The sequence below is a fragment of the Streptomyces sp. NPDC056480 genome (genome assembly GCF_042795405.1).
Taxonomy (GTDB): Bacteria; Actinomycetota; Actinomycetes; order Streptomycetales; family Streptomycetaceae; genus Streptomyces.
Genome location: NZ_JBHTSA010000005.1, coordinates 100,658 through 117,622, shown reverse-complemented (window position 1 = coordinate 117,622; position 16,965 = coordinate 100,658). Strand labels below are relative to the sequence as shown.

The 16,965-nt window shown below is 74.4% G+C and carries 11 protein-coding genes; 5 read left to right on the top strand and 6 right to left on the bottom strand.

Translation table 11 applies throughout. The features are described 5' to 3' along the window. The first annotated feature begins 151 nt into the window (after positions 1-151). Entirely contained in the window at positions 152-3,259 is a 3,108-nt protein-coding gene (locus tag ACFQ79_RS04555) for a helix-turn-helix transcriptional regulator (protein ID WP_383579346.1), read from the top strand. Between the two features lie 228 nt (positions 3,260-3,487). After that, positions 3,488-5,392, top strand: a complete 1,905-nt coding sequence (locus tag ACFQ79_RS04550; protein ID WP_383579345.1) for a BTAD domain-containing putative transcriptional regulator — start codon at positions 3,488-3,490, stop codon at positions 5,390-5,392. A gap of 99 nt (positions 5,393-5,491) precedes the next feature. Here the strand turns inward: ACFQ79_RS04550 and ACFQ79_RS04545 are convergent, their stop codons facing one another. The 6 genes from ACFQ79_RS04545 to ACFQ79_RS04520 are packed head-to-tail and all read right to left on the bottom strand — an operon-like array spanning position 5,492 to position 13,909. Further along, positions 5,492-7,807 (bottom strand): prolyl oligopeptidase family protein, encoded by a 2,316-nt coding sequence (locus ACFQ79_RS04545; RefSeq protein ID WP_383579344.1) that lies wholly within the window; start codon positions 7,805-7,807, stop codon positions 5,492-5,494. Continuing rightward, positions 7,804-9,480 carry an MFS transporter gene (locus ACFQ79_RS04540; RefSeq protein WP_383579343.1) on the bottom strand — a complete coding sequence of 559 codons (1,677 nt, stop codon included), beginning with the start codon at positions 9,478-9,480 and terminating at the stop codon, positions 7,804-7,806. The genes ACFQ79_RS04545 and ACFQ79_RS04540 overlap by 4 nt, the downstream gene beginning before the upstream one ends. Next, complete coding sequence (locus ACFQ79_RS04535; RefSeq protein ID WP_383579342.1) at positions 9,477-10,466, bottom strand: DUF6895 family protein; 990 nt, start codon at positions 10,464-10,466, stop codon at positions 9,477-9,479. Before ACFQ79_RS04535 ends, ACFQ79_RS04540 begins: the two co-directional genes overlap by 4 nt. Positions 10,467-10,468: 2 nt before the next feature. After that, a complete protein-coding gene (locus ACFQ79_RS04530) occupies positions 10,469-11,710 on the bottom strand; it encodes a radical SAM protein (protein WP_383579341.1) in 1,242 nt (413 codons plus the stop codon). Then, a complete protein-coding gene (locus tag ACFQ79_RS04525; RefSeq protein WP_383579340.1) occupies positions 11,707-12,732 on the bottom strand; it encodes a DUF6895 family protein in 1,026 nt (341 codons plus the stop codon). Before ACFQ79_RS04525 ends, ACFQ79_RS04530 begins: the two co-directional genes overlap by 4 nt. Continuing rightward, positions 12,704-13,909, bottom strand: a complete 1,206-nt coding sequence (locus ACFQ79_RS04520) for a glycosyltransferase (protein ID WP_383579339.1) — start codon at positions 13,907-13,909, stop codon at positions 12,704-12,706. Before ACFQ79_RS04520 ends, ACFQ79_RS04525 begins: the two co-directional genes overlap by 29 nt. A gap of 797 nt (positions 13,910-14,706) precedes the next feature. Here ACFQ79_RS04520 and ACFQ79_RS04515 point away from each other — a divergent pair. From ACFQ79_RS04515 to ACFQ79_RS04505, 3 genes are all read left to right on the top strand, one after another. Then, positions 14,707-15,900: a radical SAM protein gene (locus ACFQ79_RS04515; RefSeq protein ID WP_383579338.1), complete on the top strand. Its 1,194-nt coding sequence runs from the start codon at positions 14,707-14,709 to the stop codon at positions 15,898-15,900. A gap of 137 nt (positions 15,901-16,037) precedes the next feature. Then, complete coding sequence (locus tag ACFQ79_RS04510) at positions 16,038-16,733, top strand: iron-containing redox enzyme family protein (RefSeq protein ID WP_383579337.1); 696 nt, start codon at positions 16,038-16,040, stop codon at positions 16,731-16,733. Continuing rightward, a complete protein-coding gene (locus ACFQ79_RS04505; RefSeq protein WP_383579336.1) occupies positions 16,730-16,951 on the top strand; it encodes an aroma-sacti cluster domain-containing protein in 222 nt (73 codons plus the stop codon). The genes ACFQ79_RS04510 and ACFQ79_RS04505 overlap by 4 nt, the downstream gene beginning before the upstream one ends. Positions 16,952-16,965: the final 14 nt, after the last annotated feature.

The window sequence follows — 16,965 nt, the reverse complement described above, 5'->3', positions numbered from 1 at the left end:
CTCCTCAGCCCGGCCGATCTGGCCCGGGCCGCCAGGTGGCCCCCCCCAAACACCCCGGCCACCAGCCGGGTGTCCGGCGGCGCGCGGGGCGGGGGGCGGGGGGCCCCCCGCCCCACTGCCGTGCACGAAAAGGATCAAGTAGCCTGCGGACATGCGTGCGACGTCGTCGGTCATCGTGGGGCGGGACGCCGAGATCGAGTTACTCGACGCGGCCCTGGAGAGTGCCCGGAGGGGCGCCGGAAGGGCCGTGTTCCTCGTCGGCGAGGCGGGGATCGGCAAGTCGAGGCTGTCCGGCGAGTGCGCCCTTCGCGCCTACGACCGGGACATGCCGGTGCTCCGCGGCCGCGCCACGTCCACCGGGCTCGTCGTCCCCTTCCGTCCCCTGGTCGAGGCCCTGTCCTCGCGGTTCCGGGCGGCCGGCGCACCGAACGATCCGGAACTCGACCCCTACCGGCCCGCGTTGGCCGGCCTGGTGCCGGAATGGCGGGCCGCCGCGACGGCGCCCGGCTACGCGATCTCGCTCGTCGAGCTGGCCGAGGCGCTCCTCAGGCTGCTCGCCGTGCTGGGGCGCGAGCGCGGCTGCGTGATCCTCCTGGAGGACCTGCACGACTCCGACACCGAGACGATCGCGGTCGTCGAGTACGTCGCCGACAACGTGGCGGACCTCCCGGTCCTGCTGGTCGGCACGCTCCGGCCCGATCCGGGACCGGCGCTGGACCTCGCGCTCGCCGCCGAGCTGCGCAACACCGCATCGGTGACGGAGCTGGGGCCGCTGGACGAGACCGCCGTACGGCACATGGTGGACGCGTGTCTGGACGCGGCCCCGGGCGAGGTGCCCCCGGCCGCACATCGGCACCTCTCGCAGCGGGCGGGCGGGAACCCGTACCTCGTGGAGGTGCTGCTGGCCGACCTGCTGGACATGGGGCGGCTGAGCAGAGCGGACGGCGGATGGCTCCTCGCCGATCACGGCGAGGCGACGGTTCCCACGGGAGCGGTACGCAGCTGGGCGCGCCGTCTTGCCCGGCTCGACGAACCGGTGCGCGAGCTGCTCCTCATCGCGGCGACGCTCGGCGGCCGGTTCTCGGTCGGGGCGCTGAGGGCGGTGACCGGGCTCGACGACCGGGCCCTCTTCGCCCACCTCCGGTCCGCCTCCGAGGCCGGGATCATCGCCCCGGACGGTGCGGCCCACGACCACTACACCTTCCGCCACGTCCTGACCGCCGACGCGCTCAGGGCGTCGCTGCCGCCCGCCGAGCAGGCCGCGCTGGCCCGCCGCGCGGCCCAGGCGATCGAGGAATCGGCCCTCACGTCGCTCTCCTGCGACCGTCCGGGCGAACTGTCCGGGGAACAGAGCCAGTTGGTGGCCACGCTGCGACTCGCGGCCGGTGACAGGGTGGCGGCCTCCCGGCAGTTCGCCCAGGTCGGCCGGCAGATGCTGGACGCCGGGGCCTCGGGCTCGGCCGCCGTGCTCCTCGAACGGGCCCGGGGCCTCGCGGCCGACGCGGAACGGGACGAGGTCACGGTCCAACTGGCCATCGCCCAGGCTGAGTCCGGGCGAACTGACGTGGCATCCGCGCTCCTCGACGACCTGGCCCCGGTGCCCGTCGGCTCCCCCGCGGCGGAGGAACGGGCCCAGGCGCACACCCAGGTGGCCTGGGTCGCGACGATGGCCGAGCAGCAGCAGGAGGCGCGGCGCCGGATCAGGGCGGCCCGTGCCCTCCTCGGGGCCGAGCCGCGCCCGGAGCAGGAGGCGGCGCTCGTCGTCGTCGAGGGCCATCTGGCGCTCCTGCCGGAGCAGGAAGGCCGGGACGGCGAAGGCGACCCGGGGAGTCGGGCCGGCCGGGACGGAGAGGGCGGCGGACGGGGCCGGGCCGGCCGGGACGGCCGCGAGCGGCTGAAGGAGGCGGAACGTTCCGCCAGAAGCGCCGCGCTCACCGCGGAGCAGCGCGGCCGGCCCGTCGTCGCCTGCCAGGCCTGGCAGCTCCTCGCCCTGCTGTCCCGGCAGCGAGGGTTCGACGAGGCCGACGCCTGCCTGGTGCGGATGCTGGAGGTCGCGGAGAAGCACCGGCTCGCGGTGTCGCGCGCCGAGGCGCTGGTACGGCTCGGCACCAACGCGTTCATGCGGACCGGGGAGGCGACGCAGCTGGAGACCGCCCGCGCGGCGGCGCTCGAACTCGGCTCGCTCACCGTGCTCCAGACCGTCGACGGACTGCTCGCCATGCAGAGCGTCCTCGCCGGTCGATGGGAGCGGGCCCGCGAGATCGTCGACCGTTCCGTGGAGGCGAGCGCCCGCCTCCAGAACCTGTCGGCGCACCGCTATCTGCTCCTCGTCGACGCCGCGCTCGCCGCCCACCAGGGGAGGGGCCGCGAGCAGGAACGGGCCCTGGCCCGGTTCCGCCGGGCCGGCGGCGAGGAATCGATGCTCGTTCCCCTGCAACGCGGACTCTGTCAGGCCATCGGCGCACTCATGGCGGAGGACCGCAGACGGGCCACGGCCGAACTCGACACGGCGCTCGCCTGGGAGCGGGAGCATCCGAGCTTCTTCTACCTCAGCGGGCGGTACGGGCTCCGCCCCCTGCTGCGGATCCTCGACGGGGATCGTGCCGGCGGGGAGGCCGGGGCCGGCGGGGAGGCCGGGGCCGGCGGGGGCCGCGAGGCGTACCGGGAGGCGCTCGCCTCCCCCGGCGGGCAGTTGGCCTGGAACCGGATGTTCCTCGGGGTGGCGGACGCGGTCCTGCGCGGCCGGGACGGCGACCCGGACGGCGCCCGGCGCGCGGTGGACGAGGCCGGCCGCGCGGCCGCGGTGTTCCCGCAGGCCTGGCACCTCGCCCTGCGGCTGGTCGCGGAGGCGGCGCTCGCCGACTCCTGGGGCGAACCGGTCAGCTGGCTTCGGACGGCCGAGGAGTACTTCCACGAGGCGGGCGTGCAGCCCGTCGCCGGTGCCTGCCGGGCCCTGCTGCGGCAGGCCGGCGTCAGTGTGCCCCAGCGCAGGGGCGGCCGGGAACGGATCCCCGCGGAGCTGCGCACCGCCGGTGTCACGCCGCGCGAGTACGAGGTGTTCGTCCTGCTCATGGAGCGTCCAGGCAATCTGCAGATCGCCCAGCGCTTGTGCATCTCGCCCCGGACGGTGGAGAAGCACATGGCGAGCCTGATGGCCAAGACCGGCTGTGCGGACCGCTCGGCGCTGTGCGCGCTGTCCGCGGAGCGCGCCGAGGACGGGGGACCGGCCGGGATCGCGTCCCGACGGCCGTCGGCCTGATCCGGAACCGGCCGGCCGCCCGCGCTCCCGGTCCGGTGCCGGACCGGCGAGGTGGGGGCTCGGCGAACCCGGGATGGGGGTCGTTCCCGAACCCATGGGGGTCGGATCCCCCAGGACGTGCTCGGCGGCGGCACGACTGTGAGGGTTCGGTACCGATGTGTGAAGGTCCGGCGCGGCGGATCATCGAGCAGACCGACCAACTCCCGTCACCATACGGAGGTTCGCTCGATGCCGAGTCCGTCCGCGCAGCCCGCCGCCTCACCCGGCACACTCCGCTTCACCGTCCTCGGCCCGCTCACGGTCACCCGGGGCGAACAGGCTCTGCATCTGGGCCCGTTGAAACAGCGCATGGTGCTGGCGACGCTCCTGGCATCCGTCAACTCCCCGGTATCGGTCGACGCGTTGACCGAGGCGGTGTGGCCTGAGGAACCCCCTCGCACCGCCCGCAAGAACATCCAGGTGTACGTGAGCGCCCTCCGCGCGCTGTTCGGGCCGGACGACCAGGAGCCCCGGGACCGGCCACGGCTCACCCACACCGGAGGCGGATACGTACTGCGCGCGGCGGAGGAGGAACTCGACCTCCTGGGGTTCCGCACCCTGGTGCGGGCCGCCGAGGGACAGCCGCCCCGGGCGGCCGCCCGGCTCCTGAGGCAGGCCCTCGACCTGTGGCAGGGACCGCCGCTGGGCGACGACCTCCGTCAGTCGCCCACGCTGGCCGAGGAGGCCGAGCGGCTGCGGCTGCGGCATGTGACGGCGTACGAGAGCTGGGCGGAGGCGGAGCTCGAGCTGGGCGGCGCGCCGGCCGTGGTCGAGGGGCTGCGCGACCTGGTGGAGCGGCACCCGCTGCGGGAGCGGCTCCGCTCCGCCTGGATGTGCGCGCTGAGCGCCTCGGGCCGGCAGCCGGAGGCGCTCGCGGTGTACGACGACTACCGACAGCTGCTGGCACGGGAGTTGGGCCTCGAACCGAGCGGCGCCATGGCCGCCCGATATCGGGCGATCCTCGCCGGGGACACCCGGGCGGCCGGGGCGGGCACGGCCGGGGCGGGCACGCCCGGGGCGGGCACGCCCGGCGGGACGCCGGCGAGGAGACTCGCCGCCCCGTCGAAGGCGACCGTGCTGTTGCCGCCCGACCTGGTCGACTTCACCGGACACGGCGAGGAACTCCACGACGTCCTCGACCTGTTGGAGGGCGGCGGGGCCGGTGCAGCCGGCGCGGGCGAGGCGGGAGAAGCGGGCGACGTCGTGCTGCTGTCCGGCCCCGCGGGATCGGGGAAGACCACGCTGGCGGTGAGAGCCGCCCACCTCCTCGCCGGCAGATTCCCCGAGGGGCGCCTCTGTATCTCCCTGCGGGACGCGGACGGCCGCCCCCGACCCGTCTCCGCCGTGCTCGCGGAACTCGGCGAACGGACGGGCCGGACCGGACTGTCGACTCCCGAGGCGTGGCGGGACTGGCTGGCGCGCCACCCGGTGCTGGTGATCCTGGACGACGTACCCGAGGAACGCGCCGTACGAGCGCTGCTCCCGTGCGGCGGACAGGGCAGGGTGCTGCTCACCGCGCGCGGTCAGCTGGGCGGTCTCGCACCGGTGCACCGGATCACCGTCCCGCCGCTCGAAGCGGCCGAGGCCGTACAGCTCCTCGCCGGGCTCGTCGGCCCGCGGCGGGTGCGCGCCGACCGGGAGGCCGCGCTGCGGATCGTACGGGCCTGCGGCGGGTCCCCGCTCGCGGTCCGGGTGAGCGGGATGCGGCTCGCGGTGCTCCGCCACGTACCGCTGCGGGAGTTCGCCGACCGGCTGACGGACCCCAGCGGCGCCCTGGACGAACTGACCGCCGGGGACGTGTCCGTACGGCAGCGGCTGGCCCACGGCTGGGAGACGCTCCCGGAGGAGCGGGGCAGGGACGCGGGCCGGCTCGCCGCGGGCACGGGGGACGGCCCGTTCGGCCTGACGGAGGCGGCGGAGGCGCTCGGTTGCGACGAGCGGCACGCGGTGAGGGTGGTGGAGGCGCTCATCGACGCCGGAATGGTCACGTCACCGGGCGGCGAGGTCACCGCGCACGCGGCGCAGTACGACATGCCGCACCTGATACGGCTGTACGCGCGGGGCGCGGGGTACGGGACTCCGGTGCCGACGTAGCCGACGGAGGGGCGGCGGGCGGGACGGCGCCCGTCGGGGGCGCGCACCGGGTGAGTGCGGCGCCGACGCGTCGAGGCCGTGACGCGTCGGCGCCTGACGTCACCGAGGCGGCGCACCTGCGGTGGAGCCCGGGGCCGGGAGTCCCACGTGGGACGCCAGGAAGGCCAGGCACTCCGCCTGGAGTGCCGCCGCGCGGGACGCGGCCCGGTCCCCGTGGCCGACGCCGTGTTCGAGACGCAGCAGGATCGGGCCGGCCCCCGACGTGGCGTGCTGGAGCGCGGCGCACATCTTGCGGGCGTGCAGGGGGTCGGTGCGCGTGTCGCCGTCCGCGGCGGTGAGCAGCACCGCCGGGTACGCGGTCCCGGGCGTGACCCGGTGGTAGGGCGAGTAGCCGAAGAGCACCGGCAGCCGTGCCGGGTCCTGCGCGCTGCCGTACTCCGGCGTCCAACTGGGGCCGAGACCGGACAGTTCGTAGCGGACCATGTCCAGGAGCGGGGACGAGCACACCACGGCGGCGTACTTGCCCGGCTCCTGGGTGAGGGCGGCACCGACGAGCAGACCGCCGTTGGAGCCGCCCATGATCGCGATCCGGCCGGGCTCGGTCCAGCCCGCCTCGATCAGCCGGTCGGCCGCCGCGGCGAAGTCGTCGAAGGTGTTCTGCTTGTGCTCACCGCTCCCGGCCCGGTGCCACGCCTCGCCCTCCTCGCCGCCGCCGCGCAGCCCCGCCCAGGCGAACACCCCACCCGCCCTGACCCAGGCCAGGACCTGAGCACGGTAGCGGGGCGACATCGTGCGGCCGAAGCCGCCGTACCCCGTGAGCAGTGCGGGGCGCGGCCGGTCCGGCTGCCCGCCGGGGGAGATCACGAACATCCGTACCGTCGTCCCGTCGCGCGACGGGAACGCGACCTGACGGGTCACGGCGCCGCCCGCCGCCGGCCGCCCGACCGCCGGACCGTCCGCCGCCGGACCCCCCGCCGGCCGCCCGACCGCCGGACCGCTCGTCGTCGGACCGTCGGCCGCCGCGGCGGCCGCGTCCCGTTCCCAGCGCGTCAGGCGGCGCGTACGCGCGTCGAAGTGGAGTACGCGTACCGGCGTGACGAAGTCCGTGTACGCGAACCACGCCTCGTGACCACCCGACGCCGCCGCCGAGAAGTCGCCGACGGCGCCGGTGCCCGGCAGCGGCACCGTGGCCACCCGCCGGCCCTCGACCAGGTCGTGCAAGGTGACCTCGGCGACGGTGTCGCGGGTCCAGGCGGCCAGACCGAGCGGGTTCTTCAGCTCGGGACCGGAGAGCACGACCAGGTGGGTCAGCACCGCGTCCGGCCGCTCGGGGACGACCTCGTGCCAGGCGTCGGGGCCCAGGTGGAGCTCGTCCGGCCGACACGCGACGATACGACCGCGCGCCGCGTGGCGGTCGGTGCGGAGCCACACCGGGTCCGCCGGGCCCGTGCCGGGCACGGCGTGCAGCCGGGTGGCGGCCTCCCTGCCCTCCTGGACCGGCCGCAGCACCGGACGGTCGAGCGGAGCGGCCGTCAGATCGGCCAGGTACAGGTCCGTCCCGCGGCCGGTGCCGAGCGTGGCCGTGATGCCGAGCCAGCGGCCGTCCCCGGTCACCGAGACGCTGTAGAACTGGGTCCTGTCCCGCCCCTCGCCGAAGACCACGGCGTCCGCGTCCGGTGACGTGCCGACCCGGTGCAGACAGACCCTGCGGTGGTAGCGCTCCTCGCCCGGGTTCAGCCGGGGGTCCAGCCGCCGCACGTAGTAGAACGCCCCGCCACCGGGAAGCCACCCGACCGACGACTTCCGCACCCGGTCCAACGGCCCGTCCACGACCTCGCCGGTGGCCACGTCGATCACCCGGAGCAGCGAGTCCTCCGTGCCGTCCCGGGAGACCTGGTAGGCCAGCAGATCACCCTCCGCGGAGGGCTCCCAGGCGTCGAGGACGGTACGACCGGACGGGTCGAGGGCGCTGGGATCGAGCAGGACGCGCTCCGAGGACGAGGACAAGGTCGAGCCCGAGGTCGAGCCCGAGGTCGAGCCCGAGGTCGAGGCCGAAGCCGAGGTCGAAGCCGTCGTCCCCGTTCCGGCGTCCGCCACCACGAGGACCGGATGCTCCTGGCCGGCCTCCTGCCGCAGCCAGAACACCCTGCCGCCGCGGACCTTGGGCGACCGGACACGGGTGCCGGCGCCGAGCGCCGCCACCGCCGCCTCCCACTGCTCACGGCCGGGCAGGGCCGCCCGCTCGGCCGCGTACAGGGCCTCCTGCTCGGCGCTCCAGCGGCGCGTCTCGGCGGTCTCGGCGTTCTCGAGCCAGCGGTACGGGTCCGCGACGCGCACCCCGTGGAGCTCCTGGACGACGTCCTGCCGCTCGGCGTGCGGGTACGGGCGCCGTGTCCGTCGGGCGTCGGTGGTCACTCCGGTCTCCCTCGTTCGTGATCGGGCGGACGGTGGCCGCGGGACCCGGCGGCCGAGGACGTGACGTCGACGGTGAGCGCGGAAACAATCTCCACGGGCTTCTCCACGGGCTTCTCCGCGGCCGTCTCGGAGATCTCGGAGACCTTCTCGGACCCCGATCGGGCATGTGACCCGGCATCCGTCCTGGCCCCGGCCCCCGACCCGCCATCCGTCCCGGTACCCGGGCCGGTACCCGTCCCCGCGGTCTCTCCGGCGCGGTCCCCCTCGGGCTCGCTCGCGCTCTCCAAAGCCGCCTCCCCGGGGCCCACGGCGACGTCCTTCCCCTTCCCCCTCACCTTCCGCGCGTCCTCCGTGCCCGGCAGCGCCAGCCACGCGAAGACGCCCGACAGGACGACGATCAACCCGGACACCGCGAAGATCGTGTCGATGGGTCCGAACCGGACACCCCCGACCGAGCCCGCGACGTCCGTCAGGACCGAGCCGGCGAGCCAGCCGGACAGAACCGCGGCGAGCATCGACGCCAGCTTCGTCACCGGATAGAACACGGCCATCACCCGCCCCCGGAGGTCCGGGGGCGCCGCCGCGAGCAGCAGCGGCGCCATCGCGGTGTTGAGGACGGTCAGCGGAACCGTGAAGACGAAGAGCAGCGCGATGCCGCCGAGGAAGGTGGTCTGCCGGGAGTAGGCGATCAGCAGGACACCGCTCACCAGGAGGCTGATCCAGGTGCTCCGGCGTGCACCGAGCCACTGCACGACCCGGCCCCCGCTCAACGCCCCCGTGATGCCGCCGACTCCCATCGCCATGCCGATGTACCCGTAGAGGTGGGCGTCGGCGCTGAGGTTGTCGGTGGTGAAGAAGACGTTGAGGGTGCTGAGCGCGCCGATCCCGAACTGTCCGATCACGGCGAGCAGAAGCAGCACGACCAGGAACCTGCTGCGGGCGAAGAACCGCACACCGTCCGCGAACTCCCGCCCGAGGCTGGGCTTCCGCCCCGCCGGTCCCGAGCCCTTCGGAAGGGGCCGGGGAGCGGGCTTCCCGCTGTCCGCCGCCACCGCCGACGCGGGTACGTCGATGGACCGGATCGCCACGTACGACACCGCGTAGGACAACGCGTTGAAGAGGAGGGCCCATTGGATGCCGGCGGCGAACAGCAGCGGCGCCGCGAGCGGAGGGCCGATGATCCAGGCGGTCTCGCCGGTCGCCTGACCGATGCCGGCGGCGCGGGCGCGGTTGGCGTCCCCCTTCACGAGGTCCGCCAGGATCGCGAAGCGCGCCGGCGAGAAGAACTGGCCGGCCGCGTGGAGCAGGAGCACGGTCACGTAGACCAGGGCCAGCCAGACGCCTGCCGGGAGCGCGTCGGTCGGCAGGAAGGAGACGACGGTCAGGACCACCACGAGCGCCCCGCGCACCACCTCGGTGCGGAGCAGGGTGGCGAGCTTGTCCCAGCGGTCGACGAACACGCCCGCGAGGGGGCCGATCACCAGGACGGCGACGCTGGACGCCATCAGGACGCCGCTGACCGCCATCGGCGCCCATGACTCGTCCTTGGCCAGTACGGTCGCCACCCAGAGCACCAGCGTCGTGCTGAAGACGGCGTCCCCGACGGAGGAGACGGCCTGGCCGAACCAGAGGCGGGTGTAGTCGCGGTTGATCAGCGTGAGGCGTGGTGTCATGAGGCCCACCTCGGTGAGGAGACGATCGACGCCATGAGGGCCGTCACGAGCGTCGTGTGGTACGCCTTCCGGAAGAACTCGCCGGCGGTGACCCGCGGCGCGGCCTTCAGCTCCGCCGACCTTCCGGGGATCGCCCCGTCGGGCCGCTGGGCCCGCGCCAGGCACTCCACGGCCGCGGCTCCCGAGGGCGTACGGAGGGGATCCTCGCCCAGGACGAACTGGGTGAGGACGAGTTCCGCCGCCAGGTCCCAGAGATCGCGGGTGACGCAGTGGAGCAGCATCCGGTGGGTGAGGTCCCGTGCGTGGGCCAGGTCGGCTCCGGTGATGCGGGGGTCGGTGCGGCCGAAGTCGCCGAGGTAGAAGGCGGTGTGGGTCAGCGCGTACGCCTGCGGGACGGTGAGCGGCTCCACCGTGCTCCGCGCGTTCCCGGCAGCGAGCCCGGGGCCGGCGGCGCGGAGGGCGACGAGCGGGCTCTGCGGGAGGAGTTCGGCGTACGGCTCGACGCCGTGGCGGACACCCGCCTTGTCCGCGTAGTAGCGGATCTCGATGCGCAGGTACGGCGACTTCCCGTCCGGTGACAGGAAGCCGGGGTCCAGCCGCGCGAGCGCCTCCCGGCGCGGTGTGTCGTCGATTCCGTCGGGGGCGAGCGCGGCGTAGACCAGCCGGTACGTGGAGGCGTACGCGGGACTGTCGTCGAAGAGCCGAGGGAAGTCCGGATCCTGCCAGAGCCTCCGTACGAGTGCGGTCGCCCCGCTCAAGGGGTCCGGGGCGGCGCCGGCCGGCCGGGCCGCGCGGTGACAGAGCAGCCCCAACTCCAGTGCGGCCTTGGCCTTTCCGCGGGGCGCCGGTCGGTCCGACGACGGGGGTGCCGACCCGGTCGCCGTCGTGGCCCCGGTGGTCGCGGAGAACGGGTCGAAGTGGTCGAGGTTCCCGCCCAGCCAGTCCAGCGCGCCGGCGGAGAGCTGTTCCAGGAGTGAGGGGGGCATGGTCAGAGCCGCCCGGTCTCGTGCAGGTGGTCGAGCAGGGCCGTGTCGACGGTGTCGCGGAACCTGGCGAGCGTACGGGCGTCCTCGTCGTAGCTGTAGAGGTCCTGGCAGGCGATCCACCGGTCACCGGTCTCCGCGCTGGGCAGGTAGCCGTCGCCGACCGTGCCGACCTCCCAGTCGGGTTTGCCCGCGGTCTCCCAGCAGCTGGCCAGGGTCCCGTCCGCGCTCACGACCGCGCCGTACCGGCCGTCGGTGTGACCGCAGGTGACGCAGGTCTTCCGGCCGCCGGGGCGGTTCACGGTGAAGCCGAGGTCGAGGGCCCTGCGCTGCCACCGTGTGAAGGCGGAGGAGAGCTCACCGGTGTGCAGGAGGCTGTTGGCGTATCCGACGCCGACATCGCCGATCCGGGCGAAGTACAGCGTGCAGCGGGCGGGGTCGAGCGCGGCCGCCAGCCGGTCGATCAGCGTGTCGACGCCGTGGAACGTCTCCTGGGAGACGTTGACCCGCAGCGTCCACCGCAGCGGCGTGGCCTCGGATGCCTTGACGATGTTGCGGACGATCTTGTCGAAGGTGCCGCTGCCGTCCGCCCTGCCGACCCGGATCCGGTCGTGGTCGTCGCGGTCGCCGTCGAAGGTGACCTGGACGGAGGTCAGACCGCGGTCGTGGAGCCGACGGGCGAGGGACGGCGTGAGCAGGGTGGCGTTGGAGATCATCCAGGCCGAGGTGGGAGCCATGTCCGCGGCCCGCTCCAGGAGTTCGAGACATCCGCGCGGGTTGAGGAGGGGCTCGCCCCCGAACAGGAGGATCCTGAGCTTCTCCAGGCCCACGGCGGCCATCCGTCGCTCGGTGAATCCGAGGATCGAGGTGATCGTCTCCGAGGTGAGCCTGGTCCGGGCGATCCGCGGCGGCCGGCTCCCGCCCGCCAGGTCCTGCGCGGTGTTCTGGAAGCAGTAGCCGCAGCCCAGGTTGCAGTGGGTGCTGGTGAGGACGGTCAGGGCGTAGGAACGGACCGTGGCGGGCGTGAACAGGCCGCTCTCGCGCAGCCGTTGCTCGGCCTCGGGGCGCAGGCCCCCGTCAGGGGTGACATGGCGGTCGGCGAGTCGTGCGACGCCGCCAGGGCCGAGGAACCACCAGGTGCTGTCGCCCCGGAGGAGTCGGGCGCCGGAGTCGGCGAGGCCGGTGCCGGCCGGTGGGGCGGAGTGCGCCGGCTGCCGGTCGACACCCATCGCCTGGTCGATGCTCACCGTGTGGCCTCCTGTACGGCCGTTGTTCCTGCGGTTCCTGCGGTTCCTGTGGCTCCTGCTCCTGCGGCCCCTGCGGTGGAGCGACCGGGGGGCGCGCCGACCGCGACCGGGCGGCCGCGGCCGATGACCAGCGTCGTGAGCGCGGTGACGAGGGTCGCCTGGTACGACTTCCGGAAGTACTGGACGGGGGTGGCGTCCGCCGGGGCGCGCCTGACGACGGACTTCCCGGGGATCGCTCCGTCCGGCGCCTGGACCTCGGCGAGCATCCGGATGCCGGCCGCCCCGGAGGGCGTACCGAGGGGATCCGCACCGAGGCAGTACTGCGCGAGCACGAGCTTGCCGACGAGGTCCCATTCGCCGAGCCCCAGGCAGTGGTGGGTGAGTCGCTCCACCACCTGGAGGGCCTGCTCGCGGGCCTCGTCGGTCAGGCCGGGGTCACGGAGGCCGAAGTCGCTGAGGTAGAAGACGGTGTGGGTGACCACACAGGCGTCCAGGTCGGCCACGGGCAGGGTGCCGGCCCGGGCGGGCAGGCTGGCCGCGTACAGCTCGTCGTACGAGGCGAACGCGTGGTCGGCTCCCGCGAGATCGGCGTAGAACCTCGCCTCCAGGTGGAGGTACGGGGCCTTGGAACGCGGCGCGAGGTATCCGTCGTCCTTCAGCCGGGCGAGGACGGCGCGCGGGGCGTCGGTGACGCTCCCGGCGGATGCCAGGGCGGCGTACATCAGCTCGAACTGCCGGGCGTACCGGCCGTCGAGGGTGAGGAGATGCGGGAAGTCGGGCCGCTGCCAGGCCTGTTCCACGATCGAGGTGGCCTCGCGCAGGGCGGTCTCCGCCGGCGCGGACGCTCCCCAGTAGCGGCAGAGCAGCGCGAGCTGCAGAAGGGCCTTGACGCGGGGTGTCACCGGCAGTTCGGCGTGTCCGGCGGGGGAGTCGAGGTACCCCGCCCGTCGCGCGATCCAGTGCCGCGTACCCATGGACAGACTCGCCACGGCCTCATCGAGGCCGACTGATCGCGTACTCATGGTTCTCCTTCGGGGTTGCGGATGCCTGAGCCACCCGCTCGACGATGTCGGCCGCGCGGGCCGCGCCGTCCACCGCGGCCAGCCTGTCGCCGAGCGCGCGGGCTCGGGTCCGCAGTCCTTCGTCGCGCGCCACCGACTCCAGCAGCGCCGACAGGTCCACGGACGGGGTCTTCGGGTCACGCACGGCCACGCCGGCCCGTACGCAGGCACCGGTGAGCAGCGGCTGTTCGGACCCGTTGGGCGAGAGCACCAGGGGGCGGCCGCGCAGGAGGGCCGACAGGACCGGGGCCGAGGTGCCGTTCGCAAGCACCAGGTCGGCCGCGTCGACGAGCGGTCCCATCCAGGGCTTCCGTACGAGCAGGACGTCGGCCTCCGGAGCGGGCGCGGGGTCGGTGGACCTGCCCTGCTCGACCACCGCCCGGAACGGCCCGCCGGTGAAGGCCTCGTTGAGCCGCGGCCAGAGGGTCCGGCCGCCGAAGAAGCGGCCGAGGTGGACGTAGACGAGGGGCTTCCCCCGGCCCGTCCGCTCCAGGACCTCCTCGACCGCCTCCAACTCGCGCTGCTCGGGAGCTGGTTCCCAGGCCAGCGGTCCCACGTACCGCACCCGCTCGGGGAGTTCCGCGCCCGGGTACTCGAGCGCCGGATCCCCGCGGAGCAGCAGCGCGTCACCGAGCAGCGGATCGTCCTCCCAACGGGAGGCGCGCCCGGCCAGGCCGACCTCCTCCCGCGTTGCGGCATGGAGGTCGAGGCTGTCGCGGGTCCGGCTCTCCCGGGTCCTGCCCAGGTGCGGCTCCCCGCCGCCGCCGCTCCGGTAGTCCCAGAGGTGTACCGAGAGCCCGACCACCGCCACCGGAACGTCCAGGGCCTCGCCGGCGAGCAGGGCGCCGTTGCACAGCACCGAGGTGACGAGAAGATCGGCCCGTGCCGCCCGCGCGGCGCGCAGTATCGCCCGGTACTGCGCTGCGCCGGTCTTCCCCCACCACGTGGCGGAGAACGCCCGGTGACCGCCGAAGTCCTCGGCCACCGCGCACGGCAGCCCGGCCTCGGCGACGACGGGCCCGGCGGAGGACCTGGCGAGGACGCTGACGTGATGCCCGCGGCGACGCAGCTCGCGGCCGGCCGCGAGCACCGGGTAGAGGTAGCCGCCGTCGCTGAGCGGGCAGAGCAGGATCTTCACGACGTGCGCGCTCCCTCGGGGTCGGGCGGGTGGTGGAAGGCAAGACGAGAGGGGAAAGGCGAAGGCAAGGGATGAGAGGGGAAGGGCGAGAGGGGAAGGGCGAGAGGCGAAGGGCTGAACGGTGGGATGGCGAAGGGTGCCGGGGCGGAAGGCCGAGGACGGCGGTGATCGTGCCGAGAGTGGCCGCGGGCCCCCCGGTTCCTGGCGTGATGCGCCGAGAACCGGGTGGCCCGCGAGGTACTCAGGACGAGACGAGTCGCGTCAGGAGATGTCGCTGGAGTTGTTGATGATGCAGCCGGCCTCGTCCTCCTCGGCCTCCCCGTGCGCCACGACCTCGATGTCCTCGTCCTCGACCGGCTTCGGGTTCGTGTTCTCGGGCATGTTCGTCCTCCTCGTTTGGACGGCGTCGCTGCGCCGGCTGAGAAGAACGTACGAACGGCGGGTATGGGAACGCCTGGTCGTCGGTTCGACGCCGGTATGCGTCGAGGGCGCGGACGCGGTACGACCCCGTGACGTGGGCCGATGCCCCCGCGGGCCACCGCCGTCCGGCCGTCCGCAGGACGTCCGCACTCTCCTCCGGACCCTTCCGGGGCCTTCCGCACCCCGCCGGACCTGCGACTTAACCGTTCACCAGGCGTTCGTGAACCGGAAGCCTGCCGCCCGGGGGCACGATCCAGGAACGCTCCGCGCGCGGTACGAGTGCGGCCGACGGCGTCCTGACAGCGCGCCGGCAGCGATCTCCGGGAGAACTCTCCGGGGGCCGGGCGCGGAGCGAACTCGACGAGGAGGAGACGGACATGGAGCTGGCAGAGCTCGTCGGCCTGCGGCCGGTGCCCTGCGGTGGTCTCCTCGTGGCGCTCACCCGCCGCTGCCCCATGAGCTGCGCGCACTGCTCCACGGCCTCGTCCATGGCGGCGTCGGAGGAGCCGGACCTGCGACAACTCCTGGACTTCATCGGCTCGTTCGGTGCCGAGGACCGCCCCGAGGTGGTCATGCTGACCGGCGGCGAACCGCTGCTGCTCCCCGAGTCGGCCGCGCGCGTGGCCCGCCTGGCACAGGCCGCGGGATCCCGGGTGGCGCTGCTCAGCGGGATGTTCTTCGCCCGTGGGGGACGCGTCCCCGACCGGATCATGCGGACGATCACCGCCCTGGACCACTTCTCGGCGAGCCTGGACGTCCATCACGAGCGCGAGGTCCCGCGCGCGGACGTCCTGCGCGCCCTCCGCGCCGTACTCGACGCCGGGGTCCCCGCCAGCATCCACCTCACGGGCACCGGCACCGCCACTGGTCCCGGCACCGGCACCGGTACGGATCCCGGCACCGGCGCGGACGTCGGCGACCCGTACCTGGCGGAGGTCGTCGCGGACGTGCGCCGTGTCTTCGGTGCCAGCATGCCCATGCTGGTCAACGAGGTGCGGCCGCTGGGCCGCGCCGCCGGCCTCGTCCGGCCGACACCGCCGGGACCGGACGACGGCCTGGCGGCGCCCTGCACCCTCGCGGCCTGGCCGGTGGTCGCCTTCGACGGGACCGTGGCGGCCTGCTGCAACCAGTGGACCGTCGACCGGCGTCCCGTTCCCCCGCACCTGCGGCTCGGACACATCGCCGAGGACGACTGGCCGACCGTCCGCGAGCGTTCCCTCGGCTCGCCGGTGCTGCGGATGCTGCGCGCGGTCGGCCCGCGTCGGCTGCACGCCCGTTACGAGACCGGGCCCGCCCCGGCCGGCTACTGCCGCAGCTGTCACGCGCTCGCCGACCGCCCGAGCGTCCTGGAGGGCGCGGCCCGGGACGCCGGCGGTCGCGTCGGCGAACTCCTCGACCGGCTCACCGCGGCGCAGCAGCGCGCGGCGGGACCCGCCGCCCTGGTGCGGCGCATGGGCTGCGCGCGCTACGCGCACCTGGTCGACCCGCGGTCCGGAGAGGAAGGCGTGGTCACGAACGAGCCCCGACCCACCCAGGCGTCGCCAACCGCGCAGGCGAGGAGCAGCCGATGAACGCCACAGCCACAGCCACAGCCACAGCCACGGCCACAGCCACGGCCACAGCCACGGCCACAGCCACGACGACCGCAGCCGCAGCCACAACGACCGCAGCCGTAGCCGCGGACACGACGGCCGCAGCCACGGCCCCCGTGACAAGCACCCCCGCCGCCGAACCCACCGACGCGGTCACCGCGTCCCTGGCGCTCCGCACCAAGCTCATGCCCACCGCCCCCGTCCTGAGGGCCGCGACCGCCGCGCTCTGGCGACCGGACGGCCTGCGGGAGCGGTACGTGCGCTACCTGGCCGCCATGCATCCGCTCGTACGGGCCTCGGTGCCGCTTCTCGTACGGGCGGCCGAGCGGTGCGCGGCCGAGCCCGGCGACCCCGCCGCGCGGCGCCTCGCCGCGTACTACCTCCGCCATGCCGAGGAGGAGCGCGACCATGACGCCTGGCTGCTCGACGACCTGGCCGCCGCCGGTGCGGGTCCGGCGGCCGCGCCGCACCCGATCGTCGTGGAACTGGCCGGGGCGCAGTACTACCGGATCGAGCACGAGCACCCCGTGGCCCTGCTCGGCTACATCGCGGTCCTGGAGGGCAACGCCCCCGGGCCCCGGCTCGCGGGCCGCCTCGCCGAGGTCACCGGGCTGCCGGGCGGCGCGTTCCGCACGCTCAGGGAGCACGCGGAGCTCGACGGCGGGCATCTCGACGACCTGTACCGGGTGTTCGACGCGCTCGCGCCGACCCCGGCCCGGCAGACGGCCGTCTCCGTCAGCGCGCTGCACACGGCGAACCTGCTCACCCGCCTGTTCCTTTCCCTCGCCGAGGACAACGGAGGACACCCATGACCGCCGACGACGCCACCCCCCACGGCACGGAGCCCACCCTGGAGGCACTTGCGGCCGCCGGCTTCGACGTGGACGCGTTGAGTGAGGAACAGCAGGACGTCGTCAGGGCATTGACGCCGGACGAGCTGGCCCTGCTGGTCGACATCAGGGGTCGTCTCGACGCGGCGGCGCCCGAGGTCCAGGCCCACGCGGACGTGGCGGGCGGCGCGCTGTTCTGACGCGGGGGCGCACC

Bases quoted from the DNA above. Each gene is read 5' to 3' on its own strand.
- ACFQ79_RS04555 (WP_383579346.1), top strand. From the start codon at position 152: ATGCGTGCGACGTCGTCGGTCATCGTGGGGCGGGACGCCGAGATCGAG.
- ACFQ79_RS04550 (WP_383579345.1), top strand. From the start codon at position 3,488: ATGCCGAGTCCGTCCGCGCAGCCCGCCGCCTCACCCGGCACACTCCGC.
- ACFQ79_RS04540 (WP_383579343.1), bottom strand. From the start codon at position 9,480: ATGACACCACGCCTCACGCTGATCAACCGCGACTACACCCGCCTCTGG.
- ACFQ79_RS04535 (WP_383579342.1), bottom strand. From the start codon at position 10,466: ATGCCCCCCTCACTCCTGGAACAGCTCTCCGCCGGCGCGCTGGACTGG.
- ACFQ79_RS04525 (WP_383579340.1), bottom strand. From the start codon at position 12,732: ATGAGTACGCGATCAGTCGGCCTCGATGAGGCCGTGGCGAGTCTGTCC.
- ACFQ79_RS04515 (WP_383579338.1), top strand. From the start codon at position 14,707: ATGGAGCTGGCAGAGCTCGTCGGCCTGCGGCCGGTGCCCTGCGGTGGT.
- ACFQ79_RS04505 (WP_383579336.1), top strand. From the start codon at position 16,730: ATGACCGCCGACGACGCCACCCCCCACGGCACGGAGCCCACCCTGGAG.